Source organism: Rhodoferax ferrireducens (assembly GCF_003347515.1).
In the GTDB taxonomy this organism is placed as follows: domain Bacteria; phylum Pseudomonadota; class Gammaproteobacteria; order Burkholderiales; family Burkholderiaceae_C; genus Rhodoferax.
Genome location: NZ_QEII01000282.1, coordinates 1 through 23,105, shown reverse-complemented (window position 1 = coordinate 23,105; position 23,105 = coordinate 1). Strand labels below are relative to the sequence as shown.

Annotated in this window: 25 protein-coding genes and 2 pseudogenes; 14 read left to right on the top strand and 13 right to left on the bottom strand. The window is 66.7% G+C overall.

Going from position 1 to position 23,105, the window contains the following annotated elements; translation table 11 throughout:
• The first annotated feature begins 2 nt into the window (after positions 1 to 2).
• The 3 genes and pseudogenes from C5P05_RS16340 to C5P05_RS34545 all read left to right on the top strand — a co-directional run bounded on the left by C5P05_RS16340 (position 3) and on the right by C5P05_RS34545 (position 2,680).
• On the top strand, positions 3 to 1,523 hold the full coding sequence (locus C5P05_RS16340) for a tripartite tricarboxylate transporter permease (RefSeq protein ID WP_114970912.1): 1,521 nt from the start codon (positions 3 to 5) through the stop codon (positions 1,521 to 1,523).
• A pseudogene (locus tag C5P05_RS34550) lies at positions 1,514 to 2,221 on the top strand (TerC family protein); the annotation flags it as partial. The gene C5P05_RS16340 and the pseudogene C5P05_RS34550, both read left to right, overlap by 10 nt.
• Positions 2,222 to 2,227: 6 nt before the next feature.
• Entirely contained in the window at positions 2,228 to 2,680 is a 453-nt protein-coding gene (locus C5P05_RS34545) for a universal stress protein (protein WP_332871356.1), read from the top strand.
• A 34-nt stretch (positions 2,681 to 2,714) separates the two neighbouring features.
• Here the strand turns inward: C5P05_RS34545 and C5P05_RS16330 are convergent, their stop codons facing one another.
• A complete protein-coding gene (locus tag C5P05_RS16330) occupies positions 2,715 to 3,770 on the bottom strand; it encodes an ABC transporter substrate-binding protein (protein WP_114970910.1) in 1,056 nt (351 codons plus the stop codon).
• Between the two features lie 109 nt (positions 3,771 to 3,879).
• Between C5P05_RS16330 and C5P05_RS16325 the strand changes: the two genes are divergently transcribed.
• The 4 genes from C5P05_RS16325 to C5P05_RS16310 are packed head-to-tail and all read left to right on the top strand — an operon-like array spanning position 3,880 to position 7,405.
• A complete protein-coding gene (locus C5P05_RS16325; RefSeq protein ID WP_114970909.1) occupies positions 3,880 to 4,560 on the top strand; it encodes a response regulator in 681 nt (226 codons plus the stop codon).
• Positions 4,544 to 5,905: a sensor histidine kinase gene (locus C5P05_RS16320; protein WP_198674749.1), complete on the top strand. Its 1,362-nt coding sequence runs from the start codon at positions 4,544 to 4,546 to the stop codon at positions 5,903 to 5,905. Before C5P05_RS16325 ends, C5P05_RS16320 begins: the two co-directional genes overlap by 17 nt.
• Positions 5,906 to 5,943: 38 nt before the next feature.
• Complete coding sequence (locus C5P05_RS16315) at positions 5,944 to 6,432, top strand: nuclear transport factor 2 family protein (RefSeq protein WP_114970907.1); 489 nt, start codon at positions 5,944 to 5,946, stop codon at positions 6,430 to 6,432.
• Positions 6,433 to 6,481: 49 nt separating this feature from the next.
• Positions 6,482 to 7,405, top strand: coding sequence for an alpha/beta fold hydrolase (locus C5P05_RS16310; RefSeq protein ID WP_114970906.1), 924 nt, complete (start codon positions 6,482 to 6,484; stop codon positions 7,403 to 7,405).
• A 61-nt stretch (positions 7,406 to 7,466) separates the two neighbouring features.
• Here the strand turns inward: C5P05_RS16310 and C5P05_RS16305 are convergent, their stop codons facing one another.
• From C5P05_RS16305 to nac, 12 genes are all read right to left on the bottom strand, one after another.
• Positions 7,467 to 8,309, bottom strand: a complete 843-nt coding sequence (locus C5P05_RS16305; RefSeq protein WP_114970905.1) for an ABC transporter substrate-binding protein — start codon at positions 8,307 to 8,309, stop codon at positions 7,467 to 7,469.
• 61 nt (positions 8,310 to 8,370) lie between these two features.
• A complete protein-coding gene (locus C5P05_RS16300; RefSeq protein WP_114970904.1) occupies positions 8,371 to 9,105 on the bottom strand; it encodes an amino acid ABC transporter ATP-binding protein in 735 nt (244 codons plus the stop codon).
• Between the two features lie 27 nt (positions 9,106 to 9,132).
• Positions 9,133 to 9,894 carry an amino acid ABC transporter permease gene (locus C5P05_RS16295; protein ID WP_198674748.1) on the bottom strand — a complete coding sequence of 254 codons (762 nt, stop codon included), beginning with the start codon at positions 9,892 to 9,894 and terminating at the stop codon, positions 9,133 to 9,135.
• Between the two features lie 3 nt (positions 9,895 to 9,897).
• Positions 9,898 to 10,599, bottom strand: coding sequence for an amino acid ABC transporter permease (locus C5P05_RS16290; protein WP_114970903.1), 702 nt, complete (start codon positions 10,597 to 10,599; stop codon positions 9,898 to 9,900).
• A gap of 51 nt (positions 10,600 to 10,650) precedes the next feature.
• Positions 10,651 to 11,406, bottom strand: a complete 756-nt coding sequence (locus C5P05_RS16285; RefSeq protein WP_114970902.1) for an SDR family oxidoreductase — start codon at positions 11,404 to 11,406, stop codon at positions 10,651 to 10,653.
• A gap of 205 nt (positions 11,407 to 11,611) precedes the next feature.
• Complete coding sequence (locus tag C5P05_RS16280) at positions 11,612 to 12,376, bottom strand: LamB/YcsF family protein (RefSeq protein ID WP_114970901.1); 765 nt, start codon at positions 12,374 to 12,376, stop codon at positions 11,612 to 11,614.
• A 12-nt stretch (positions 12,377 to 12,388) separates the two neighbouring features.
• On the bottom strand, positions 12,389 to 12,844 hold the full coding sequence (locus tag C5P05_RS16275; protein ID WP_114970900.1) for an acetyl-CoA carboxylase biotin carboxyl carrier protein: 456 nt from the start codon (positions 12,842 to 12,844) through the stop codon (positions 12,389 to 12,391).
• A gap of 3 nt (positions 12,845 to 12,847) precedes the next feature.
• Positions 12,848 to 13,840 carry a biotin-dependent carboxyltransferase family protein gene (locus C5P05_RS16270; RefSeq protein WP_114970899.1) on the bottom strand — a complete coding sequence of 331 codons (993 nt, stop codon included), beginning with the start codon at positions 13,838 to 13,840 and terminating at the stop codon, positions 12,848 to 12,850.
• Positions 13,837 to 14,502: a 5-oxoprolinase subunit PxpB gene (gene pxpB / locus C5P05_RS16265; RefSeq protein WP_114970898.1), complete on the bottom strand. Its 666-nt coding sequence runs from the start codon at positions 14,500 to 14,502 to the stop codon at positions 13,837 to 13,839. The genes C5P05_RS16270 and pxpB overlap by 4 nt, the downstream gene beginning before the upstream one ends.
• Complete coding sequence (accC, locus tag C5P05_RS16260) at positions 14,499 to 15,851, bottom strand: acetyl-CoA carboxylase biotin carboxylase subunit (protein WP_114970897.1); 1,353 nt, start codon at positions 15,849 to 15,851, stop codon at positions 14,499 to 14,501. Before accC ends, pxpB begins: the two co-directional genes overlap by 4 nt.
• Positions 15,844 to 16,332 carry an acetyl-CoA carboxylase biotin carboxyl carrier protein gene (locus C5P05_RS16255; RefSeq protein ID WP_114970919.1) on the bottom strand — a complete coding sequence of 163 codons (489 nt, stop codon included), beginning with the start codon at positions 16,330 to 16,332 and terminating at the stop codon, positions 15,844 to 15,846. Before C5P05_RS16255 ends, accC begins: the two co-directional genes overlap by 8 nt.
• A 161-nt stretch (positions 16,333 to 16,493) precedes the next feature.
• Positions 16,494 to 17,414: a nitrogen assimilation transcriptional regulator NAC gene (gene nac, locus C5P05_RS16250; RefSeq protein ID WP_232834530.1), complete on the bottom strand. Its 921-nt coding sequence runs from the start codon at positions 17,412 to 17,414 to the stop codon at positions 16,494 to 16,496.
• A gap of 188 nt (positions 17,415 to 17,602) precedes the next feature.
• Here nac and C5P05_RS16245 point away from each other — a divergent pair, with 188 nt between their 5' ends.
• The 7 genes and pseudogenes from C5P05_RS16245 to C5P05_RS16215 all read left to right on the top strand — a co-directional run.
• Positions 17,603 to 18,811 carry an aspartate transaminase gene (locus C5P05_RS16245; protein ID WP_114970895.1) on the top strand — a complete coding sequence of 403 codons (1,209 nt, stop codon included), beginning with the start codon at positions 17,603 to 17,605 and terminating at the stop codon, positions 18,809 to 18,811.
• 50 nt (positions 18,812 to 18,861) lie between these two features.
• Positions 18,862 to 19,536, top strand: a complete 675-nt coding sequence (locus C5P05_RS16240) for an RraA family protein (protein WP_114970894.1) — start codon at positions 18,862 to 18,864, stop codon at positions 19,534 to 19,536.
• A gap of 32 nt (positions 19,537 to 19,568) precedes the next feature.
• A complete protein-coding gene (locus tag C5P05_RS16235; RefSeq protein WP_114970893.1) occupies positions 19,569 to 20,567 on the top strand; it encodes a 2-hydroxyacid dehydrogenase in 999 nt (332 codons plus the stop codon).
• Complete coding sequence (locus C5P05_RS16230; RefSeq protein WP_232834529.1) at positions 20,564 to 21,103, top strand: gluconokinase; 540 nt, start codon at positions 20,564 to 20,566, stop codon at positions 21,101 to 21,103. Before C5P05_RS16235 ends, C5P05_RS16230 begins: the two co-directional genes overlap by 4 nt.
• Positions 21,100 to 21,885, top strand: a complete 786-nt coding sequence (locus C5P05_RS16225) for a glucose 1-dehydrogenase (RefSeq protein ID WP_198674747.1) — start codon at positions 21,100 to 21,102, stop codon at positions 21,883 to 21,885. Before C5P05_RS16230 ends, C5P05_RS16225 begins: the two co-directional genes overlap by 4 nt.
• Positions 21,886 to 21,922: 37 nt before the next feature.
• Entirely contained in the window at positions 21,923 to 22,957 is a 1,035-nt protein-coding gene (locus C5P05_RS16220) for an L-idonate 5-dehydrogenase (protein WP_114970892.1), read from the top strand.
• 24 nt (positions 22,958 to 22,981) lie between these two features.
• Positions 22,982 to 23,105 (top strand): annotated as a pseudogene (locus C5P05_RS16215) (NAD(P)(+) transhydrogenase (Re/Si-specific) subunit alpha); the annotation flags it as partial.

Here is a 23,105-nt window from a genome sequence, read left to right as displayed (position 1 = left end):
CCATGGACACTTTCACCGCCCTGATGGACGGCTTTGCCGTCGCGCTCAGTGTCAAGAACCTGCTGCTCGGCCTGCTCGGCGTGACGCTGGGCACGGCCATCGGCGTGCTGCCCGGCGTCGGGCCGGCGCTGACCATTGCGCTGCTGCTGCCGGCCACCGCCAACTTCGAGCCAACCGGCGCGCTGATCCTGTTCGCCGGCATTTACTACGGCGCCATGTACGGCGGCTCGACCACCTCGATCCTGCTCAACACGCCGGGCGAGTCGGCCACCATCATCACCGCGATGGAGGGCAACCTGATGGCCAAGCGCGGCCGCGCCGGCCCGGCGCTGGCCACGGCGGCGATCGGCTCGTTCGTGGCCGGCACGCTGGCCACGGTGATGCTGACCATCGCGGCGCCGGCGATGGTGGAAGTGGCGCTGAAATTCGGCCCGGCCGAGTACTTCGCGGTGATGGTGCTGGCCTTCGTCACCGTCTCGGCCGTCCTGGGCAACTCGCCGGCACGCGGCCTGGCGAGCCTGTTCTTCGGCCTGGTGCTGGGCCTGATCGGCCTGGACAGCCAGAGCGGCCAGCCGCGCCTGACGCTGGGCATCCCCGAGCTGCTCGACGGCGTCGACATCGTGATCGTCGCGGTCGGCCTGTTCGCGGTCGGCGAGACGCTGTTCGTCGCGACCTACCTGAACCGCATCGTCGACAAGATCGAATCGGTCAAGGGCTCGGTGTGGATGAGCAAGTCGGACTGGGCGCGCTCGTGGAAACCGTGGCTGCGCGGCACGGCGATCGGCTTTCCGTTTGGCGCCATGCCGGCCGGCGGCTCGGAGATTCCGACCTTTCTGTCCTACGCCACGGAGAAGAAACTCACCAAACACCCGGAAGAATTTGGCAAGGGCGCGATCGAAGGCGTGGCCGGGCCCGAGGCCGCCAACAACGCGGCCGCCGCCGGCATGCTGGTGCCGCTGCTGACGCTGGGCCTGCCCACCGGCGCGACGGCGGCGATCATGCTGTCGGCGTTCCAGCAGTACGGCCTGCAGCCCGGGCCGCTGCTGTTCGCCAGCGAGCCGCAACTGGTGTGGGGCCTGATCGCCAGCCTGTATGTCGGCAACGTGCTGCTGCTGATCCTGAATCTGCCAATGGTCGGCCTGTGGGTGAAGCTGCTGTCGATCCCGCGCCCGCTGCTGTACGCCGGCATCCTGGTGTTCGCCACGCTGGGCGCCTATGGCCTGCGCAATTCGTGGTTCGACCTGGCCCTGCTGTACGGCATCGGCCTGGTCGGCTTCGCGATGCGGCGCTACGACATTCCGGTGGCGCCCACCATCGTCGGCTTGATCCTGGGGCCGCTGGCCGAGACCCAGATGCGCCGCGCGCTGGCCATCAGCCAGGGCGACCCCACGGTGTTCCTCACGCAGCCGATCTCGGCGACGGTGCTGGCCATCACGGCGGCCGTGCTCATCGTGCCGCGCCTGCTCAAGCGCCGCCGGGCGCCTGCCCCCACGCTTCTACCGCCGAGCACGCCATGGAAATAGACATCACCAACCCCGCGTTCTGGCTGTCGGTCGGCCAGATCATCCTGATCGACATCCTGCTCGGCGGCGACAACGCGGTGGTCATCGCGCTGGCCTGCCGGCGGCTGCCGCCCGCGCTGCGCCGCAAGGGCATTCTGTGGGGCGTGGCCGGCGCGGTGGCGGCGCGCATCGTGCTGATCTTCTTCGCGCTGCAGCTGCTGTCGCTGCCCTACCTGAAGGCGGTCGGCGCGCTCCTGCTGCTGTGGATCGGCGTCAAGCTGCTGCTGTCCGACGACGAAGAGGCGCACGGCAAGGTCGAGGCCGGCACCACGCTGTGGAGCGCGGTGCGCACCGTGATCGTCGCCGACGCGGTGATGAGCCTGGACAACGTGATCGCGGTGGCCGCCGCGGCCGACGGCCATCTCGGCCTGGTGGTCTTCGGCATTCTGGTGAGTGTGCCCATCATCGTGTGGGGCAGCAAACTGGTGCTGATGCTGATCGACCGCTTCCCGCTGGTGATTGTGCTGGGCGGGGCGCTGCTCGGCTGGATTGCCGGCGCCATGCTGGTGGAGGACCAGGCCTGGAAAGACTGGTACGCGGCGCAACCGTCCTGGGCCGGCCATGCGGCGGCGGCGGCGGGCGCGCTCTTCGTGGTCACGCTCGGCCTGCTGCTGGCGCGCCGCGCCCGCAGCAGGCGGGCTGGCGCAGCGGCGCCGGCCACACCCATGGCGCCGGTGGCGCACCCGGGCATGCTGCGGCTGCTGGTGCCGGTCGAGACCTCGTCGCCAGCCCAGGCCATCGCCGATTACCTGCGCGGCGAGCGGGCGCGCGACCCGCGCATCGAAGTCCAGTTGCTCAACGTGCAGATTCCAGCCGACTACTCCGGACACGCGCGCATGCTGGTGAGCCCGGACGAGCTGAAGTCCTACTACGAGGAGGAGTCGGCGAAGGCGCTGGCGCCGACGCGCGCGGCGCTGGACGCGGCGGGCGTGCCGTATGCGCTGCGGCAGGAGGTCGGCCATGTGGCGCAGCGCATCCTGGACTGCGCGCGCGAATTCGGCGCCGACCGCATCGTGATGGGGCGGCGCGGCGCGTCGGACCTGGTCGACCGGGTGCTGGGCTCGGTGGCCAGCGATGTGTCGGCGCAAGCGCAGGTCCCGGTCACGCTGGTACATTGAGGTGAGTGCCCGGCCAGGCGCGCCCGCGAGCGCGCTAGCTCGGGCGCAGCGCCTGGTTCCAGCGCTTCAGGAACGCCTGGCGCCGGCTCTGGTCCAGGTGCGCCAGCAGCCCCGGCCCGAGCGCGATCGGCCGCAGCGCGGTGGCCATGCGCGACGACGGGGCGGCGTCGGTCCTGACCCCCTGCAGGCCGCCGGCCTCGGCCAGCAGGCGCTGGCCCGGCACCGACAGCAGGTGGTCGAGCCACAAGCGCGCGCCCTGCGGATTGGGCGCCGTGCGCGCGATGAAGGCCACGCGCGACACGGCCAGTGTGTAGTCCTGCAGGTAGGTAACGCCGAGTTCCGGCCGCTCGCGCGCGAAGACTTCGGCATAGCTGCCCAGGACGTTGTGGGCCAGCAGCGTGTGCCCGGCGGCCACGCTGTCGAGCATGCTCTGGGTATCCGCGTGCAGGCTGGCGCGGCAGCGGCCCAGCGCCTGCGCCAGCTCCCAGTAGCGCGGTGTGGCCATCGCGTCCTGGGCCGCGATCAGGAAACCCAGGCCGGCACGTTCAATGTCGTAGGTGGCGACACGGTCGCGCCAGCGCGGCACGTCGGCAAGCAGCAGCGCCGTCAGCGCGGCGTGCGTCTGCGGCACCTCGCCGGCGGCCAGCAGTTGCCGGTTGACGACGAGGCCGACCGGCTCCAGCGTGGTGCCATAGGCCTCGTGCTTCCAGATCGCCCATTTCGGCAGCCGGGCGGCGTGCGGGCTGTCATGGCGCAGGGCGTAGCCGTCGTTGACCAGTTTGATCTGCAGGTCCATCGCCGAGCTCCACAGCACGTCGGCGCTGGCCGCCGCATCGTCCTGCTGCTGCAGAAAACGCTCGTACAGCGCCAGGCTGCCCAGCTCGACGTAGTCGACCCGCAGGCCGGCATGGCGACGCTCGAAATCGTCGATCAGCGGCTGTACGGTATGCCGGTCGGTGGTCGAGAGCACCTGCACGCGCCGGGTGTTCGCCGCGCTCAAGGAGGCGGCGGCGAGCGCCGGGAGGGCCATGGAACTGGCGACGGCAAGGCCCAGCAAGCCGGCTCCGATTTCCCTGCGACGCAATGGCATAGGTTTGTCTCCAAAACGTTATTATCACCGTGCACTTCATGTGTCTACCCTGGCGCCGAATCCGGTCGGCCACAGGCCGATTGACCATGTTTTTTTATCGTCCGCCGCCATGCATATCTTGCTGATTGAAGACCATCTGCAGCTGGTGCAAACGCTGACGCAATCGCTCGGCGTGCTCGGCATCCAGGTCAGCGCTTGCGCCGATGGCGTGCTGGCCGACACCACCTTGCGCCAGCACGCGTTCGACGCGGTGGTGCTCGACCTGGCCTTGCCGCGCATGCACGGCATCGAGATCCTGCGCCGCCTGCGCCAGCGCGGCGACAAGGTGCCGGTGCTGGTGCTCACCGCCAGCGGCGACACCTACGACCGGGTACAAGGCCTGAATGCCGGCGCCGACGACTACCTGGCCAAGCCCTTCGATCTGGCCGAACTCGAAGCCCGCCTGCGCGCCTTGCACCGGCGCTCGATCGGTGCCGTGGATTCGGTGCTGGGCGTGGCCACGCTGGCGTTCAACACGGTGTCGCGCCGCTTCACGCTCGGCACGCACCACCTGGATCTGCCGCCGCGCGAACACGACCTGCTGGAGGCCTTGATCGTGCACGCCGGCCGGCCGGTCAGCAAGCTGGTGCTGACCCAGCGCCTGAGCAGCTGCGACGCGGCGCTCAGCAACGAGGCACTGGAGATTTACGTGCATCGCCTGCGCCGCCGGCTCGACGGCAGCGGCGCGGAGATTCACACGCTGCGCGGACTGGGTTATGTGCTGGAGGCGGCCGATGACGCGCCTGCGTAATCTGCTGCTGCGCTGGCTGCTGATCCCGACGCTCGGGCTGTGGCTGCTGGCAGCCGCCATCGGCTACCTGCGCAGCCTGGCGCAGGCACACGAGGCCTACGACCGCACCTTGCTCGGTTCGGCGCTGGTGATCGGCGAGCGCCTGAGCGTGCAAGACGGCCAGGTCGTGGCCGACCTGCCTTTCGCCGCGCTGGAGATGCTGCGCACCGACGCGCAGGACCGCATCTTCTACCGCGTGGCGACGCTGCCGGCCGGCCGCCACATCACCGGCTACGCCGACCTGCCGCCGCCGGCCACGCCGCCCGGCGCCGAGCCGCTGTTCTATGACGCCGTGTACAAGGGGCAGAACATCCGCGTGGTGGCGCTGGCCTGGTCGGTGGTGGACGACACCCTGCCGCGAACCCTGACGGTGCAGGTGGCCGAGACGATGGAGGCACGGCGCCAGCTGACGCGGCGCATCGTCTCCGAGTCCGCGGCGATGCAGTTGCTGCTGATCACCGCCGCCGCCGGCCTCATCGCCTTCGGCGTGCAGCGCGGCCTGGCCCCCCTGAAACGGCTGCGCGACGAGGTGCGCGCGCGCGGCGCCAACGACCTGACGCCGATCGACACGCACCGTGTGCCGCGCGAGGTGGTGCCGCTGATCCATGCGATCAACGTCCATACCGAACGGCAACGCCAGCTCAGCGACGCGCAGGTGCGCTTCATCGCGAACGCATCGCACCAGCTGAAGACACCACTGACCGTGCTGCGGGCCCAGGTCGATCACGCCCTGCAGCAGAACGACTACGAGGGCATGCGCGCCGTGGTCCTGCGCATTCACCAGTCCACCCAGGCGACCCAGCGCGTCATGAACCAGCTGCTGAGCCTGGCCCGCAGTGAGCCCGGTCGCCCGCTGGACATTGAGGCGCTTGATCTCGCCGCGCTGGCGCGCGAGCAGACCTTCGAGATGCTAGCGCTGGCGCGGGCGAAATCGATCGACCTGGGCTTCGAAGGCGAACTGCCTGTGCCGGTGCGCGGCGAACCGGTGCTGCTGCGCGAACTCGTCAACAATCTGGTGCACAACGCCATCAGCTACACGCCGCCGGGCGGCCAGGTGACGGTGCGGGTGGCGCTGTGCGACGGGCGGCCACAGCTGGGGGTGATCGACAACGGGCCGGGCATCCCCCCCGACGAACGCCCCAAGGTGTTCGAGCGCTTCTACCGTGGCTCGGCCACCAGCGCCCACGGTACCGGCCTCGGACTGGCGATCGTGAAGGAGATCTGCGATCGGCACCAGATCGAGGTTTCGATCGCGGACGGCCCGAGCGGCAAAGGCCTGTACATTCAGCTGCTCTGGCCGCCGTAGCGCCCGCCCCACGTTTAACCTTCACACGCAGGAAATCCATGCACGCCAACGAAGCCACCATCCGCAGGTTCTACACCGCCTTCGCCAATCTGGACGCCGACACCATGGCCAGCTGTTACGCCGAAGACGTGGCCTTTGACGACCCCGTATTTTCCCTGCGCGGTCGCCGTGAAGCGGGCGGCATGTGGCGCATGCTGTGCGCGGCCACCCAGGCCAAGGGACGCGACGCGTGGATGCTCGAATTCAGCGGCCTCCAGGCCGATGCCGCCACTGGCCGGGCTCACTGGGAAGCGCATTACCGCTTCAGCGCCACCGGCCGCCTGGTGCACAACATCATCGACGCCCGGTTCACTTTCAAACCGGACGGCCTGATTGCCACGCACCGCGACCATTTCAGTTTCTGGCGCTGGTCGCGCCAGGCCCTGGGCGCGCCCGGCCTGCTGCTGGGGTGGACGCCATTTCTGCAGGCCAAGGTGCGCGCGCAGGCGAACACCAGTCTGCAAAAATTTCTGGCGAGCAAACCCTGAGGCCACCCCGCAAGACACAACGGACGCCCTGCACGAGAAGGAAATACCCATGAACTGGTTTGAAAATTTTGAGCCGCGCCACTTCGATGTCGCCGACGCCCGCCTCCATGCCCATGTATCACGCGGCCTGCCGGGTGAGCGGCCTGTCTTGCTGCTGCTGCACGGCTTTCCACAAAGCCATGTGATGTGGCACCGCGTGGCGCAGCAGTTACAGAGGGATTTTTATCTGGTCATGCCAGATTTGCGCGGCTACGGCGACTCGTCCAAAACGCCCGGCCTGGCCGACCACAGCAACTACAGCAAGCGCGCCATGGCGCAGGACATGGCGGAACTGATGGACGCCCTCGGCGTAGCGACTTTCTTTGTCTGCGGCCATGACCGGGGTGGGCGCGTGGCGCACCGGCTGGCGGTGGACCACGCCCATCGGGTGCAACGCCTGTGTGTGATCGACATTGCGCCCACGCTGGACATGTACCAGGCCACGAACTTTGAATTTGCCCGCGCCTACTACCACTGGTTTCATCTCATCCAGCCCGCGCCCTTGCCCGAGACCATGGTCAACGGCAATGCCCTGGCTTATCTGCACGCCAAACTCGGCGGCTGGGGGTCGGCCGGTCTGGGCTACATCGAACCGGCGGCACTGGCCGAATATGAACGCTGCTTCACCAACCCGGCCACGGTTCACAGCATGTGCGAGGACTACCGCGCCAGCGCCGGCATCGACCTGGAGCACGATCGCATCAGCCGTGCGCAGGGCGACAAGATTGCCTGCGACCTGCTGGTGCTGTGGGGCGCGCGCGGCGTGGTGCAGCGCCTGTTTCAGCCCCTGCCCTTGTGGCAGGCCCAGTGCGCCGGCCGGGTGTCGGGGCAGGCCATGGCGGCCGGGCATTTCATCCCGGAGGAACTGCCCCTTGAAACCGCCGCGGCCCTGAAGGTATTTTTCCAAACCTCCGGGTCGGCGGCGCTGGGCTAGTCAAGGCATCGCTGGGCGCCCAATCCACCGACGTGAATCCCAGGGATGGATCTGCCAGGTATCAGGGCAGCAATTCGAACTTCAGTTCGGACAAGGGCATCACTTTCTCTTCGCGCACCATTTTGTATTCCGTGTTCGGGCCGAGCCATTTCGCCCAGATTTTGTCAATCTCGCCGGCCTTGTCCATGGCCATCAATGCGGCGTTGACTTTGGCCAGCAGCACCGGCTCGTCCTTCTTCATGCCAATACCGATCGGTTGCAACACCATCGGATCCTTGATCATCTTCAATTCCGTGCCGGCCGTCTTGGACTGATTGACCAGTTTGATGATGGTCATGGTGTTCGCCACGATGCCTTGCGACTTGTTCTGCTGCACGGCCATGAAGGCCGAGCCGGTGTCCACGAAGGTGACCGGCTCGGAGCCATTGAGCTTGATCGAGAGCTCCGAGGTCGAGCCCTTGGTCGAGCTCAGGCGCTTGCCCTTGAAGTCGGCCTTGGAGGTGCCGGGGTCGCTCGCCTTGACCGCCAGCATTTCCTTCGCGATGTAGTAGGGATCGCTGAACTGGATCTGCTCGCCACGGCTCTTGGTATAGGCCAGGTTGGCGACCGTCACGTCCACGCGACCGAGCTTGACCTCGGGCACGCGGGCCTCGACCGACAAGGGCGTGACGGCGGCGCTCACGCCCAGTTGTTTGGCCAGGGCATGGCACAAATCAACGTCGAAGCCCGCCATTTCGCGGGTCTTTGGATCGGGTGCCGCGAACGGTGGCACGTCGGAGAAAGTGCCGCACTTGAGCTCTTTGCGCTGGCTGATGTCCTGCCATTGGTCGGCATGGGCGAGCAGGGACATCGCGGACAGGCAGCAGCCGATGGCGGTAAGACGAAACGCGGTGGGGGTCGACATGATGAACTCCTTTAAGGACAGACAGGGGATGGGACGGGAAACAGGGGGTGCACTCGACAAGTCAATGCGCGCGCAAATCCGACAGAAAACGTTGCGCGCGGGGGTGCTCGGGACGGCTGAAGAAGGCCTTGGGATCGGCCTTCTCGATAATCTGGCCGGCGTCCATGAACCAGACGCGATCGGCGACCTCGCGCGCAAAATTCATTTCGTGGGTGACGCACATCATGGTCATGCCTTCATTGGCCAAGCTGCGCATGACGGCCAGCACCTCGCCCACCATTTCGGGGTCGAGCGCCGAGGTGGGTTCGTCAAACAACATCGCGGGCGGCTCCATGGCCAGCGCGCGGGCAATCGCCACGCGCTGCTGCTGGCCGCCCGAGAGCTGCAGCGGATAGGCGCCGGCCTTGTCCGCCAGGCCGACCCGCTCCAGCAACTGCATGGCCCGGGCCTTGGCATCGGCGCGCTTGACGCCGAGCACGCGCATCGGCGATAGCATGACGTTCTCCACGGCCGAAAGATGGGGGAACAGGTTGAAGCTCTGGAACACGAAACCGATGCGGCCACGCAAGCGGTTGAGTTCCGCGCTGCTCATGGCGGCATGCACGTCCTGGCCGTCGAACAACAGTTGGCCGGACTTGATCTCTTCAAGCCGGTTGACGGTACGGATCAAGGTCGACTTGCCCGAACCGGACGGGCCGCACACCACCACCACCTCGCCCTTCTTGACCTCGGCGTTGATGTTGTTCAGGGCATGGTAGTCGCCGTACCACTTGTTGATGTTGGAAAATTTAATCATGGCTTATCCTTGGTTGGAGCCTGCGGCTCATGGCTCGGCCACCAGGGGCACGGGCTTGAGCAGCACCTCGGCGGCTTGCTGCGGCGCCGACGTGCCCAGGCGCTTGCGGACGATGCGTCGCTCCAGCCACTGCGCCAGCTGCGTCAGGCTGAAACAGACGACGTAGTAGGTCATCGCCAGGATGAAGAACACCTGGAAGGGCTTGGTCAGCAACTGGTTGTTGATCTGGTTCGCGGCGAAGGTCATTTCCTGCACGTTGATGACGTAGCCCAGCGTGGTTTCCTTGATGGTGGAAATGAACTGGCTGAGCATGCTGGGCAGCATGTTGAACAGCGCTTGCGGCAGGATCACGGACCACATGGCGCCCAGGTAGCTGTGGCCCAGCGCGCGGGCCGCCTCCATCTGGCCCTTGGGCAAGGACTGGATGCCGGCGCGCACCACCTCGGACAGGAAGGCACTCTCATAAATCACCAGCGTGCACAGCATGGTGGTGAAGCCCGAGACATTGCGGCCGATGACCAAAGGCACAAGGAAATAGACCCACAGGATGATCATGAGCAGCGGCACACCGCGCGCCACGTAGACCAGCGCGGTGGCCGGCCAGCGCAGCAGCAGCCAGGGAGACAAGCGCGCCAGGGCCAGCAGCACCGACAGCGGGAAGGCCAGCACAATCCCCAGAATGGACAGGATCAAGGTGCAAACGATGCCGCCCAGCGGGCCACTGGGGTATTGACCCACAAGCAGCAACAGCCAGTTGTCGCTCAGAATCTGATAGACGTCGTTCAACATGACTTACCTCGCCCCGACAATGCTGTAGCGTCGGCCCAGCCAGGCCCCCACGACCATGATCAGCAGGGAAACCGCCAGGTACACCACCGTGGCAATCAGGTAGGCCTCAAAGGCACGGAAACTCTGGCTCTCGACCTCCTTGACCGCGTGCGTCAGCTCGGCCACGCCGATGGCCATGGCCAGGCTGCTGTTCTTGAACAGCGACACGCTGTGACTCACCAGCGGCGGCATGGCATTGCGCACGGCCTGCGGCAGGATCACGAAGCGCATGGAGCCGATGTAACTATGACCCAGCGCGCGCGCCGCCTCGGTCTGTCCGCTGGGAATGGCGCGCAGGCCCGAACGCAGGTCCTCGCAGAAGTAGGCCGCCTGGCAGAGACCCAGCGCCACAATCGACAGCAGCAACTCGGCATTGTTATTGGACAACCAGGTCTGCAAGGCATCGGGCAGCAGGCTGAAAATGCCGAAGTACCACAGCATCAGCTGCACCAGTGTCGGCACGTTGAAGTGATAGGACACATAGCCCGCCACCAGCCGCTGGGCGACCCGGCTGGGGGCCAGCCGGACTGTCAGCAAGACGAGTGCCAGCGTCATCGCCAGCAGCCAGGAACCGGCCGCGATTTTCAGCGTCGTCAGCAAGCCGTGGACCAGCATCGCGCCGAATTCGGCGTTCAGCAGGATCGCCATCAGATTGAAGTCTTTCATGCGGCTGTCTCGTGCTTGCGGTTGTGATGCGGGGTCGCGTTGCCAGGGCGGCTATTTCGCCGCTGCATGCGCAGGGCGTGCGGTCGACAAGCCGCCCGGAACCTGCAGCGTGGGCGTGATCTCCATGTGTCCCACGTTCACGGCAAGCGGGGCGGCAATGGCGAAGGCAATCGCATGGGCGATGTCCTCGGCCTGCGGCAGCTCGAAGCCCTCGACAAAACGCGCACGGGTTTCCGGCGAGTCGCCATGCACGTGGGCGAAGATGTCCGTGGCCACGCGACCGGGGCAAATCTCGGTGACCCGCACGTGCTTGCCGAAGGCGTCGATGCGCAACTGGCGCGAGAGCATGCTCACGGCCGCCTTGGTGGCGTGGTAGGTGGAATTGCCGCCAAAGTTGTAGGCCGCGGCAATCGAGCTGATGTTGACCACATGGCCGCGGTCGCGCGCCATCATGCCCGGCACGACCAGGCGGCACAGGTGCAGCACGGCGCGCAGGTTGACGTCCACCAGCAGATCGATGCCGGCGGCATCGGCGTTGACGATGGAGCCGGGCCGATCCACCCCGGCGCTGTTGACGAGCACGTCAAACTCAACCTCCTGGGTGAGGCGGGTGATGGCTTGCAGGTCGCTCACGTCGATGGCGTGCGCGATGCAGCCGGTGCGCGCCGCCAGCTCGGTCAGCTTGTCGGCGCTGCGGGCCAGCGCATGCACTTGCAGCCCTTCGCGGCACAGGCGTTCGACCACGGCGGCGCCAATGCCGGAGGAAGCGCCTGTGACCAAAGCGGTTTTATAGTCAGAAAATGGCATTCCGGTCCTTCGTTAAAGTTAAAACCCTGCTGCTATCAGCGTAGCAATTCATGCGACAGGGCGTGTTCAGCTCACTGTAGCGGCGCCCCCACTTTTGCGCCAAGACGAATTGACTGTGAGGCGATAAGGCACTCTTATATCGCCCTGTATCCGTGCATGGATCAGGCTGCAAGCGCCCAATGCGTGACGCCATGGCGTTCATTTTTCAGGCCATTTGCCGTGAAATCGGCACGATGCGCCCGGCCGACTCGACCACGCCGCGCACGGTCCGGGCCAGCGCCACGGCGCCGGGCGTGTCCCCGTGCAGCAAGATGGACTGCACCCGCATGGCTATCTTCTTGCCGCTGTAGCTGGTGACCGATCCGTCCTGCAGCAACTGCCGCACCCGGGCCAGCACCGCCTCGGGCTCATGGATGACGGCGTCAGGCAGTTTGCGCGGCACCAGCAGGCCGTCGTCACCACAGGCGCGATCGGCCAGAAAGCTCGTGGCCACGCGCAAGCCACAGCGCTCGGCCGCCTGCTCGATCGCGCGGCTGGCGGACGAACTGATGATGAGCCCGGGGTCGAAATCCGCCACGGCGCGCACCAGCGGCTCGGCCAGGGCCGCGTCGGCCGCCGCCATATTGCCGAGCGCGCCGTGAAAGCTCATGTGCGTCATCCGATAACCGGCTGCCTGGGCCAGGCCCGCCAGCGCGCCGAGCTGGTAGATGACATGGCAGGCGAGTTCCCGGGCGTCAAACTGCATGGGGCGGCGGCCGAATCCTTGCAGGTCGGGAAAACCCACGTGCGCGCCAATATCGACGCCGCGCGCTTTCGCCAGGCGTACCGTGCGGTCCATGATGACAGCGTCGCCGGCGTGAAAACCGCACGCCACATTGGCCGACGACACGAGCTCCAGCAAGGCTTCATCTTCCCCCATGCGCCAGGGGCCAAAGCCCTCGCCCAGATCGGCATTCAGATCGATGTCCATGGTTTGGGTTTCCTACAGTTTGACGGAAGCTGGCAAGGGCGGCTGCAATTCCAGCAAGGGCGTGCCGTAGCCCACGAGGCTGCCGTGGGCCACCAGGACGCTGGCGACGACGCCGGCCTGCGGCGCGACGACCGCCAGAAGCAAGGCGCCGATCTGCAGCAGCCCGACGACCTGCCCGGCCTGCACCGTGGTGCCGGTGGGTGCCAGCGGCGTCGCGCGCAGCGGATGCTGGTGCAGGAAAAAACCGAGCGACGGTGCGGCGATGACCAACAGCGTGGGTGGCGCGGCCACGGTGACGGCGTTTGCCGCGTCATTCACGGCACCGGGGGCGACGGTCTCGTCCACAAAGCCGGCCTCCCCGGGATAGCGACGCAGCCGGATATGCCCGTGGGCGGTGCGCAGTTCAAACAGGCCGATGTCGGTGTCGGCCAGCCAGGCGGCGACTTGTTGAAGTTCTGGAAGTGTCATGAGTCAGCTTCTCCCCAGTTGCCAGCGCTGCAGGTCCACCAGCCGTCGCACTTCGTCAAGCCATTGGTTGACTTCGTCCAGCGCGGCCACGGCCTCGTTCCAGCTGGTTTCAATGAAGCGCACGCGACTGCCGATGGGCGCCTGGCCGAGGCGCCAGAGGTCGGCCTCGATCACGGTTCCGAACTTGGGATAGCCGCCCGAGGGCTGCGCGTCGCGCATCTGGATGATGGGTTGCCCGCCCGGCGGCACCTGGATCACGCCCGGCACGATGCCGTGCGAGCGCATTTCCAGCGATTCGATCGGTGTCAGCTTGTCGCCGGCCAGCCGGTAGCCATAGCGATCGCTTTGCGGCGTGATCTTCCATTCTCTGTCCCAGAACGCGGCTCGCGAAGTGGCTTGGAAATTCAGGTATTCGGCCCCCGGCAACACGCGCATGGCGGCAAGCCCGTCCTGGTGCAGCGGCAGACCGAGCGCGGGAGGAACGAGGCCGAAGCCGGTCAAACTGGTTCCATCGCCCGACCGGGCAGCCCGCAACACATCGCCCTGGCGCAAGGCACGCCCTTCAAAACCACCAAAAGCACCACGCAACTGGGTACTTCTGGAGCCCAGCACTTCGGGCACATCGACGCCGCCGCCAAGGCACAGGTAGGCGCGGCATGCACGCCAAGAGCCGGTCTGCGGCGGCGGGCTCAAGGTCAATACCTGGCCGGCACGTGCGTGGTGGCTCCACCATGGCAGCAGCGGCGTGTCGTCCAGCCGGGCCACGCCATCGGCACCGGTCAGCGCAAAACTGCAGTCCGCGACAAAGCGCACCACGAACGGAAACACCGGCACTTCGATGCTGGCGGCATTGACGGGGTTGCCCAGCAGCAGATTGCCCGCGGCCAGCGCCAGCGGGTCCATGGCGCCCGCGGTCCCGACGCCCCAGCGCAAGCTGCCGGTACGGCCCAGGTCCTGCACCGTGGCGAGAGCGGCCGAGGAAAGAATTTCGATCATGGAAGAATGCCCTCGACGCGAAAGCGGATTCTGTCGCCCGGACGCAGCACCGCCGGCGGGTCTTGCGCGGGGTCGAAGAAAGCCATGGCGGTACTGCCAATCGTATTCCAGCCACTCGGGCCAGCGGAAGCCGAGACGCCGGTTTGCGCTCCGCCGATGGACACCGCGCCGCCGGGAATGCTGACGACCGGCACCTGGCGCCGGGGCGTCGCGATGCGACGGTCCATGCCCCCCAGATAGCAATAGCCCGGGTGGCTGCCAAGGGCATAGACCGGGTACAGCGGCGCGCTGTGCAAGGCCACAATGTCGTCCACGCTCAGCCCGGTATGGGCCACCACGTCCGCCATGTGCGGCCCGCCCGCACCGCCGTAGACGACCGGCAGTTCGATCACGCGTCCTTCTATCGGGAGCGGATGGACCCGTTCCCAGGCGCACGCCAGCCGCGTTTCCAGCATCGCCAAGGCGGCCTCCGTCTCGGGCGGGCGGACAAAGGTGAGCATGAGGTTGTTCATACCCGGCACGGCCTCGCGCACTTCGGGCCACTCCGCGCACTCCAGCGCCAGCGCCCAGATGCGCTGTTGCAATGTCAGATCCAGTGCGCCAGGCGCCTCGAACAGCACGGCGGTCGTCCCCAAGAGACTGACACAAGCTTGCCTTTTCATATTGTTTGTCTCTCCTGCAACCAGCGTTCCAAATGGTGAATATCAACCGCGCCTTGCGAAAATCCTGGGTCGAGCAGGATGTCGCGGTGCAGCGGCAAATTGGTGGCGATGCCCTCGATGGACATTTCAGCGAGCGCCAGGCGCATGCGCGCCAGCGCGTCCTCGCGCGTCGCGCCATGGACGATCAGTTTGGCAATCATGGAGTCGTAGTAGGGCGGCACGCGGTAACCGGCGCCGGCGTGGGAATCCACCCGCACACCGAAGCCGCCCGGCATGCGCCAACCGGTGATGCGTCCCGGCGCCGGCGCAAAGGTCTGGGGGTCTTCGGCATTGATGCGACATTCCAGCGCATGCCCCTGGCAAGTCACATCGTCCTGCGTCAGGGTCAGGCATTCACCACGGGCGACACGGATCTGTTGCTGCACGATGTCAATGCCCGAGGTCATCTCGGTCACCGGATGCTCCACCTGCAGGCGGGTGTTCATCTCGATGAAGTAGAAGGCGCCGTTCTCGAACAGGAACTCGAAAGTGCCGACACCGCAATAGCCGATCTGCCGGCAGGCCTGGGCGCAGCGCTCGCCGACGCGGGCCAGCTGCGCCGGGTCGATGCCGGGCGCTGGCGCTTCCTCCAGCACCTTCTGGTGCCGGCGCTGCAGCGAGCAGTCGCGGCTACCGAGCCACACGGCATTGCCATGGCTGTCCGCCAGCACCTGGATCTCGACATGGCGCGGGTGCAACAGGAACTTCTCGATGTAGACCTCGGGGTTGCCAAAGGCGCGCCGCGCCTCTTCGCTGGTGAGCGCCAGCGCGTCCAGCAGCAGGCCTTCCTCCTGCACCACGCGCATGCCGCGGCCGCCACCGCCGCCGGACGCCTTGACGATCACGGGATAACCGATGTCACGCGCGATCGCCTGGATCGCAGCCGGGTCTTGCGGCAGGGCTCCGTCGGGGCCGGGCACGCAGGGCACGCCGGCCTGGCGCATGGCGCGCTTGGCCGCCACCTTGTCGCCCATGGTCCGGATGCAGGCGGCGCTGGGGCCGATGAAAGTCAGACCGGCCCGTTCAACGCGTTCGGCGAAGGCGGCACTTTCGGACAAAAAACCATAGCCAGGATGAATCGCCTGCGCGCCACTCACTTCCGCCGCGAAAAGAATCGCCGCCTGGTTCAGGTAGCTCAGTCCCGGCGCGGCCGGGCCGATGCACAAGGCCTGGTCCGCCTGGCGCACGTACACCGCGTCCTGGTCGGCCTGCGAATACACGGCCACGGTGCGCAAGCCCAAGCCGTGGCAGGCCCGCTGGATGCGCAAGGCAATTTCGCCCCGGTTGGCGATCAGCACCGTGTCAAACATGGTTTTCCTTGGCGGCGCCGCCACCGGCCTCGGTGAGCCGGAACAGAGGCTGTCCGGACTCGACTTCCTGACCAGACTCGACCAGCACGGTAGCCACCGTCGCGGCGCGCTCCGCACGGACTTCATTGAACACCTTCATGGCCTCAATGACGCACAAGGTCCGGCCCGCCGCGACGGCCTCGCCGACCGCCACAAACGGAGGCTCGGCGGGCGAGGGCCGGAGATGCACCACGCCATAGACCGGGGAGCAGATCTCTGCGGGTGCCACTGGCGCTGCTGTTGCTGCCGGTGCTGCCACAACGCCGGTCAATGGCGCCGGCTGGGCCGACACCGGCGGCGCTTGCAAACCTGGCGCGCGAAGGTCAGCGGGCGCCGGGTTCTTCACCAGCCGTAGCGTGCTGCCATCGTGCTGGTACTCCAGCTCGGACAGGTCCGAGGCCGTCAATGCGTCAATGAGTGCTTTGATCTGTTGCAGGTCCATGCCCATGCCCGTTCAGTGACGGAGGGACTCCAAATCCCCCCGATGCCGTCAGGTTCGGCGAACATGACCCGGCAGGACTGAAAGGTAACGCCGGACGGGCGGCAACGCCAAGACGAATTCACTGTGAGGCGATAAGGGGGGCTTATGACAGACAACTCATGTCAGGCGCCGCTTGGGCCATTCACGCGTTCCACCAGGTCCGCCACCAGTTCGAGCAGGATGTCTTTGACCGCCTGGGCGGGCTCCGACAGCGGGAGATGATCCGACTGGCACAGGGCCAGCGGCGCTTCAATCACGGGGTCGATGATCCGGCATAGCCAGGCACCGCTGGTCGCCACCAGCTCGCGCGCCATAGATGCCGGAAGAATCGTCGCCCCCAGCCCATCGGCGATCAGGGCGTTCAGCGTGAAGGCCGACTCGATCTCGGCCACCACGCGCGGCACCAGCTGCAGCCCCATGAACGCCTCGTTGACGAGCTTGCGCACGATGTTGTAGGGCCGCGGCAGGAACAACTCGATGTCGCGCAGATCGGCCAGCCGCACCGGGTCCGCGGGCACGGGCATGGCGGCCGGGCCCACCAGATACAGCGGCTCCTTCACCAGCGGCAGAAAGCTCAAGCCGTGGTGCGCCTTGTCGCCATAGAGCACCGCCAGGTCCATGCGCCCGTTCATGATGAGTTCGGACAGGGTGCTGCCGTAGTTTTCATTCAGGTAGAGCAGCACGCCCGGCAAGCGCGCCCGCACCGTGCGCACCAGCGGCAGCGCCAGCGCCGAGGCCGCCGTGCCCGGCGCCAGGCCGATGGAGACCTGGCCCGACAGGCTATGGCCGGCCGCGTCCATGTCCACGCGCGCCTGCTCGCACTGGCGCAGGATGACCTGGGCATGGCGGTACAGCACCTTGCCGGCTTCCGTCGGCGTGACGCCGCGCTTGGTGCGTATCAGCAGTTGCTGGCGCACCTCGCCTTCGAGCGTGGCGAGTTGCTGGCTCAAGGCGGGCTGGGCGATGTAGAGCACTTCGGCGGCCTGGGTCAGGCTGCCGAGGTCCACGATTTTCACGAAATACTTGAGTCGACGAAGGTTCACACCAGTCCTTGCAAGGAAAAAGCGCAGCCTACCACTACACCCCGCACTGCGCCAGAGCGCCATAGGAATTCTGCGCATTCATAAGCTCCACCTATGCGACCAGACCAAACTCATCTTGGCGGCAAGGCCTGCCTGCGCGTAACGTTGCGCTTGTTCACTCACTACCCAGCTGCCCAAAGGAAACTACCGTGACCAGCTCCCGCATCTCCGCCCGCGTCCGTCAAATCAAGCCATCGCCCAGCACTTCCGCCGCCGACCGCGCCAATGAGTTGCGCCGCCAGGGCAAGTCCATCGTCAACCTGGTCGTCGGCGAGCCCGACTTCGACACCCCCGTGCACATCCGTGCCGCCGCCGCCGAGGCCATCGAAAAAGGGGCGACGCGCTACACCCTGATGGCGGGCACCGTGGAGTTGCGCCAGGCCATCGTCGCCAAGCTCGAACGCGAGAACGACCTGCACTACGCGATGAACGAGATCATTGCCACCAGCGGTGCCAAGAGCGCCATCTACAACGCACTGGCCGTCACGCTGGAGCCGGGCGACGAGGTCATCATCCCGGCCCCCTATTGGGTCTCCTACCCCGACATGGTGCTGGCCAGCGAGGGCCAGCCGGTGACCGTCGCCTGCCCGGAAGAAAACGGCTTCAAGCTCACGGCGGCGCAGCTGGCCGCCGCCATCACGCCCAAGACGCGCTGGCTGCTCATCAACTCGCCATCCAACCCGACCGGGGCCATCTACACGGCCGATGAATACCGCGCCCTGGCCGACGTGCTGCTCCAGCACCCGCAGGTGATGGTGATGACGGACGACATCTATGAGCACATCCGTTTCGACAACCAGCCCACGGCGCACATCCTGACGGTGGAACCCGCGCTGCGCGATCGCATCGTGGTCATCAACGGCGTTTCCAAGACCTACGCCATGACCGGCTGGCGCATTGGCTTCGCGGCCGGCCCGACCGACATCATCCAGGCGATGGACACGCTGCTGTCGCAAACCAGCGGCAACTGCTGTTCGGTCAGCCAGGCCGCGGCGGCCGCGGCACTCAATGGCGACCAGCGCTTTGTCAGCGTCAGCGTGGAAATCTACCGCCAGCGTCGCGACGCCACGCTGGCGCGCATCAACGCCATCCCGGGCCTGAGCTGTCTGAGCCCGGACGGCGCCTTCTACCTCTATGTGAATTGTGGCCAGCTGATGGGCCGGACCACGCCCGACGGGAAAGTTCTCGCCACGGACAGCGATGTCGTGATGTACCTGCTGGAGAGCGAAGGCGTGGCCCTGGTGGCCGGCACGGCCTATGGGCTGACGCCCTACTTCCGGCTGTCCATCGCGACCTCGCTGCCGATTCTGGAAGAAGGATGCACCCGCATCGCCCGCGCCGTGGCGGCCCTGCGCTAACTTTCCCGTTAAAGCGCGCTTCTTCCGACACCACCGATCCAAGGACACCCATGAGCAGCTACAAAGCCCTCCGCAAGAACCCCTCGGCCCAGCAGGCCGACCCGCAAATTCTCGCCGCCTTGCGCGACATCCCGGTGGCCGCGCTGAGCGACAGCATGCACCGCAACATCGGCACCGCGGGGTTGCGGCCCTACCACCGCCCCGGCACGCAAACAATGGCTGGCACGGCCGTCACCGCGCGCTCGCGCGGCGGCGACAACCTGACCTATCTGCGCGCGCTTGAGTTCTGCCGTCCGGGCGACGTGCTGCTGATCGACGCCGGCGGCGACCTCAACAACGCGGTGGTGGGCGGCATTTTGTCGTTCTACGCCGCCAGCATCGGCGTCGTCGGCGTGGTCATCGACGGCGCCATCCGCGACGTGGCTGAAATCCGCGAGCGCGAGTTTCCGGTGTACGCCCGCGGGGTCACGCACCGCGGCCCCTACAAGGATGGCCCGGGCGAAATCAACGTGCCCATCTCCGTGGGCGGCATGGTCGTCAACCCCGGCGACATCCTGGTCGGCGACCAGGACGGTCTGCTGGCGATTCCGCAGACCGGCGTCGAGCAGTTGATCGAGAAGGCGCTTGCCGTGCTGGAAGCCGAAGCGCAGACCATGCAAGCGATGCGGGAAGGCCGCTGGAGCCGCGCCTTCATCGACGCGCTTGAAGCGCGCTGCAATAACTGAAAATCCATCACAAACTACGGAGCCAAGACCTCATGCGTCCTGCAGTACTTTCCACCCGCGCCACTTACCCCGACATTGCCGACCGGCTTCGCGAACATTTTGAGGTGACTGACAACCCTGCGGATACCGTCTGGAGCCCGGCCGAGCTGATCGAGCGGCTGCAGGGCAAGTCGGGCGTGATGAGCACCGGCAGCGAACGCATTGATGCCGCCTTGCTGGAGGCCTGCCCGCAACTCAAGGCCGTCTGCAATGTCGGCGTCGGCTACAACAACGTCGATGTGGCGGCCTGCACGGCACGCGGCGTAGTGGTCACCAACACGCCGGATGTGGTCACGGAAACGACCGCGGACCTCGGCTTCGCGCTGATCCTCGCGGCGGCCCGGCGCATCGTTCAGGCCGACGGCTTTTTGCGTCGCGGTGAATGGACCAAGACCGGCATCTACAACCAGTTCGCCGGGCCCGACGTGCATGGCGCCACGCTGGGCATCCTGGGCATGGGCCGCATCGGCCGCGCGATCGCACGACGCGGTGCGCTGGGCTTCGGCATGCGGGTGATCTACCACAACCGCTCACGGCTCGATGCCTCGCAGGAAACGGAATCCCGCGCCCAGTATGTCGACAAAGCGACCTTGCTCCAAGAAGCCGACCACCTGTTGCTGATCCTGCCTTACGGCCCCGGCGCGCACCATGCCATCGGCATGGCCGAACTCCTGCAAATGAAGCCGACCGCCACGCTGGTCAACATCGCGCGCGGCGGTATCGTCGATGACGCTGCGCTGGCAGCGGCTTTGCGGGCCGGCACCATCGCCGCGGCCGCCCTCGACGTGTTCGAAGGTGAGCCGCGCATTCACCCGGATCTGCTGGGCCTGGACAACGTGGTCCTGACGGCCCACATGGGCAGCGCGTCCGAACCGACCCGCCGCGCCATGCACAACCTGGTGGTGGACAACCTGGTCGCCGCGCTTGGCTTGGATCCACAGGCGGGCCAGCCGCCGACGCCGGTCAACCCGGAAGTGCTGAGCCGGCGATGAGCGATGCAACGCCTTACCAACTGCTGGTCATGGGCGTGGCCGGTTGCGGCAAATCGACACTGGCGGGGGAACTGGCGCGCGCCCTGGGCTGCGTCCTGATCGAAGGCGACGACCATCACCCGGCCGCCAACCAGGCAAAAATGCGCGCCGGCATCGCACTGGACGATGCCGACCGCGCACCGTGGCTGGCGCACCTTGGCACGCTGCTCGCTGACGCGAACGCGGGCGCGGTGCTGACCTGCTCGGCACTCAAGCGGCCTTACCGTGACCAGTTGCGGGCGGCGGCGCCGGCGCTGGCCATCGTGTTCATCGACATCTCGCCGGCACAGGCACATGCCCGTGTGGCGGCTCGCACCGACCACCTGTTTCCGCCCCGACTGGTGGACAGCCAGTTTGACGCGCTGGAGTCGCCGCTGGGCGAAGCCGGCGTGCTGCGCGTCGAAGCCATGCAGCCCCTGAGCGAGCAACTTGATGCCATCCTGCGCTGGCTGGACCTCAGCCAGACGCCCCACCCCACCCAGGAGAATTTGTCTTGAATCCCGTCTTGCCGCCAGCCTTGAAGAGTTTTGACCTGAGCGGGCGCACCGCGCTCATCACCGGCGCCAGCGCCGGCATCGGTTTCGCCCTGGCGCGGGGGCTGGCCGGTGCCGGTGCGCGCGTCATCCTGAACGCACGCGGCCCCGACAAACTGGCCGCCGCCGCCGCGCAATTGCGCAGCGAAGGCGCAAGCGTGCTCACCGCCGCCTTTGACGTCACCTCGGCCGAGGCGGTGCGCGAGGCGGTCAGCCGCATCGAGACCGACAGCGGCCCGATCGATATCCTCGTCAACAACGCCGGCATGCAGCGCCGCGCGCCGCTGGAGCAGTTCGAAGAAGCGCAGTGGCACGAGCTGATGAGGACCAATGTGGACAGCGTGTTCCTGGTCGGCCAGGCGGTGGCGCGCCACATGATAGAGCGCCGACGCGGCAAGATCATCAACATCTGCTCGGTGCAAAGCGAGCTCGGCCGCCCCAACATCGCGCCCTACACCGCCAGCAAGGGCGCCGTGAAAATGCTGACCAAGGGCATGGCGATCGACTGGGGCCAGTACGGCATCCAGGTCAATGGTTTGGGGCCGGGCTATTTCAAGACCGAGCTGACGGAGGCCTTGGTGAACAACACCGAATTCACCCAGTGGCTGGTGGGGCGCACGCCCTCGCGCCGCTGGGGCGACGTGGAAGACCTGGTCGGCGCGGCCGTGTTCCTGGCCAGCGAGGCCTCCAATTTTGTCAACGGCCACATTCTGTACGTCGACGGCGGCGTCACTGCCACCCTCTGACCATTCCCCACACATTTAATTAAGGAAACCCTCCCTCATGGAAGCCCTCGTCATTCACGCCCCCGGCGACCTGCGCGTCGAAGAGGTGCCCACCCCCAGCGTCGGCCCCCAGCAGTTGCGCGTGCGCGTGCGCGCCGGCGGCATTTGCGGCTCGGACCTGCACTATTTCCAGCATGGCGGTTTTGGCACCGTGCGCATCAGCGAGCCCATGGTGCTGGGCCACGAAGTGGCGGGCACGGTCGAAGAGGTCGGGCCAGGCGCAGAGGCGTTTGCCCTGGGTCAACGCATCGCCATCAGTCCGAGCCACCCCTGTGGTCTGTGCCTCTATTGCCAGCAGGGCCTGCAGAACCACTGCCTGGACATGCGCTACTACGGCAGCGCCATGCGCACCCCCCACGTGCAGGGCGCGTTCCGCCAGGAGATCGTGGTCGAGACCTACCAGGCGCATCGACTGGCGGACAGCGTGAGCGACGGCGAGGGCGCGATGGCCGAGCCGCTGTCGGTCGCGCTGCATGCGGTGCGGCGCGCCGGCCCCTTGTTGGGCAAACGGGTGCTGGTGACGGGCTGCGGCCCGATCGGCGCCCTGATCGTCATTGCCGCGCGACGCGCCGGTGCAACCCAGATCGTCGTCACCGACATGGGAGCGCACCCGCTGCGCAAGGCGCTGCAGGTGGGGGCCGACGAGACCCTCAACGTGGCCGAGCAGCCCGACGGGCTGGCCCGCTTCACGACCGACAAGGGCCACTTCGACGTGCTGTTCGAGGCCAGTGGCAACGAACGGGCCTTGCGCGGCGCCTTCGATGCGCTGCGCCCGCGCGGCATCATCGTGCAAGTGGGGCTGGGGGGCGAGATGAAGCTGCCGATCAACACCCTCGTGGCCAAGGAGTTCGACCTGCGCGGCGCGTTTCGTTTCCACGAGGAATTTGGCATCGCGGTGGACCTGCTGAACAAGAGCCTGGTGGACGTGAAGCCGCTGATCTCCGCCACCATGCCCTACCGCGATGCCGGCCGTGCCTTCGCCTTGGCCGCCGACCGCTCGCAGGCCATGAAGGTCCTGCTCAGCTTCAACTAAAGACCCGTTCCCAAAGGAAATCCCATGCTGATTGGCGTACCCACTGAAACCACGGTGGGAGAAACCCGTGTTGCCGTCACCCCCGAGACGGCGAAGAAGCTCAAAGCGCAAGGTCACACGCTGCGCATCCAGGCCGGTGCCGGCGTGG

Coding starts and splice junctions, on each gene's coding strand:
- C5P05_RS16340 (WP_114970912.1), top strand. CDS start 3: ATGGACACTTTCACCGCCCTGATGGACGGCTTTGCCGTCGCGCTCAGT.
- C5P05_RS34545 (WP_332871356.1), top strand. CDS start 2,228: ATGGCGCCGGTGGCGCACCCGGGCATGCTGCGGCTGCTGGTGCCGGTC.
- C5P05_RS16330 (WP_114970910.1), bottom strand. CDS start 3,770: ATGCCATTGCGTCGCAGGGAAATCGGAGCCGGCTTGCTGGGCCTTGCC.
- C5P05_RS16325 (WP_114970909.1), top strand. CDS start 3,880: ATGCATATCTTGCTGATTGAAGACCATCTGCAGCTGGTGCAAACGCTG.
- C5P05_RS16320 (WP_198674749.1), top strand. CDS start 4,544: ATGACGCGCCTGCGTAATCTGCTGCTGCGCTGGCTGCTGATCCCGACG.
- C5P05_RS16315 (WP_114970907.1), top strand. CDS start 5,944: ATGCACGCCAACGAAGCCACCATCCGCAGGTTCTACACCGCCTTCGCC.
- C5P05_RS16310 (WP_114970906.1), top strand. CDS start 6,482: ATGAACTGGTTTGAAAATTTTGAGCCGCGCCACTTCGATGTCGCCGAC.
- C5P05_RS16305 (WP_114970905.1), bottom strand. CDS start 8,309: ATGTCGACCCCCACCGCGTTTCGTCTTACCGCCATCGGCTGCTGCCTG.
- C5P05_RS16300 (WP_114970904.1), bottom strand. CDS start 9,105: ATGATTAAATTTTCCAACATCAACAAGTGGTACGGCGACTACCATGCC.
- C5P05_RS16295 (WP_198674748.1), bottom strand. CDS start 9,894: ATGTTGAACGACGTCTATCAGATTCTGAGCGACAACTGGCTGTTGCTG.
- C5P05_RS16290 (WP_114970903.1), bottom strand. CDS start 10,599: ATGAAAGACTTCAATCTGATGGCGATCCTGCTGAACGCCGAATTCGGC.
- C5P05_RS16285 (WP_114970902.1), bottom strand. CDS start 11,406: ATGCCATTTTCTGACTATAAAACCGCTTTGGTCACAGGCGCTTCCTCC.
- C5P05_RS16280 (WP_114970901.1), bottom strand. CDS start 12,376: ATGGACATCGATCTGAATGCCGATCTGGGCGAGGGCTTTGGCCCCTGG.
- C5P05_RS16275 (WP_114970900.1), bottom strand. CDS start 12,844: ATGACACTTCCAGAACTTCAACAAGTCGCCGCCTGGCTGGCCGACACC.
- C5P05_RS16270 (WP_114970899.1), bottom strand. CDS start 13,840: ATGATCGAAATTCTTTCCTCGGCCGCTCTCGCCACGGTGCAGGACCTG.
- pxpB (WP_114970898.1), bottom strand. CDS start 14,502: ATGAAAAGGCAAGCTTGTGTCAGTCTCTTGGGGACGACCGCCGTGCTG.
- accC (WP_114970897.1), bottom strand. CDS start 15,851: ATGTTTGACACGGTGCTGATCGCCAACCGGGGCGAAATTGCCTTGCGC.
- C5P05_RS16255 (WP_114970919.1), bottom strand. CDS start 16,332: ATGGACCTGCAACAGATCAAAGCACTCATTGACGCATTGACGGCCTCG.
- C5P05_RS16240 (WP_114970894.1), top strand. CDS start 18,862: ATGAGCAGCTACAAAGCCCTCCGCAAGAACCCCTCGGCCCAGCAGGCC.
- C5P05_RS16235 (WP_114970893.1), top strand. CDS start 19,569: ATGCGTCCTGCAGTACTTTCCACCCGCGCCACTTACCCCGACATTGCC.
- C5P05_RS16230 (WP_232834529.1), top strand. CDS start 20,564: ATGAGCGATGCAACGCCTTACCAACTGCTGGTCATGGGCGTGGCCGGT.
- C5P05_RS16220 (WP_114970892.1), top strand. CDS start 21,923: ATGGAAGCCCTCGTCATTCACGCCCCCGGCGACCTGCGCGTCGAAGAG.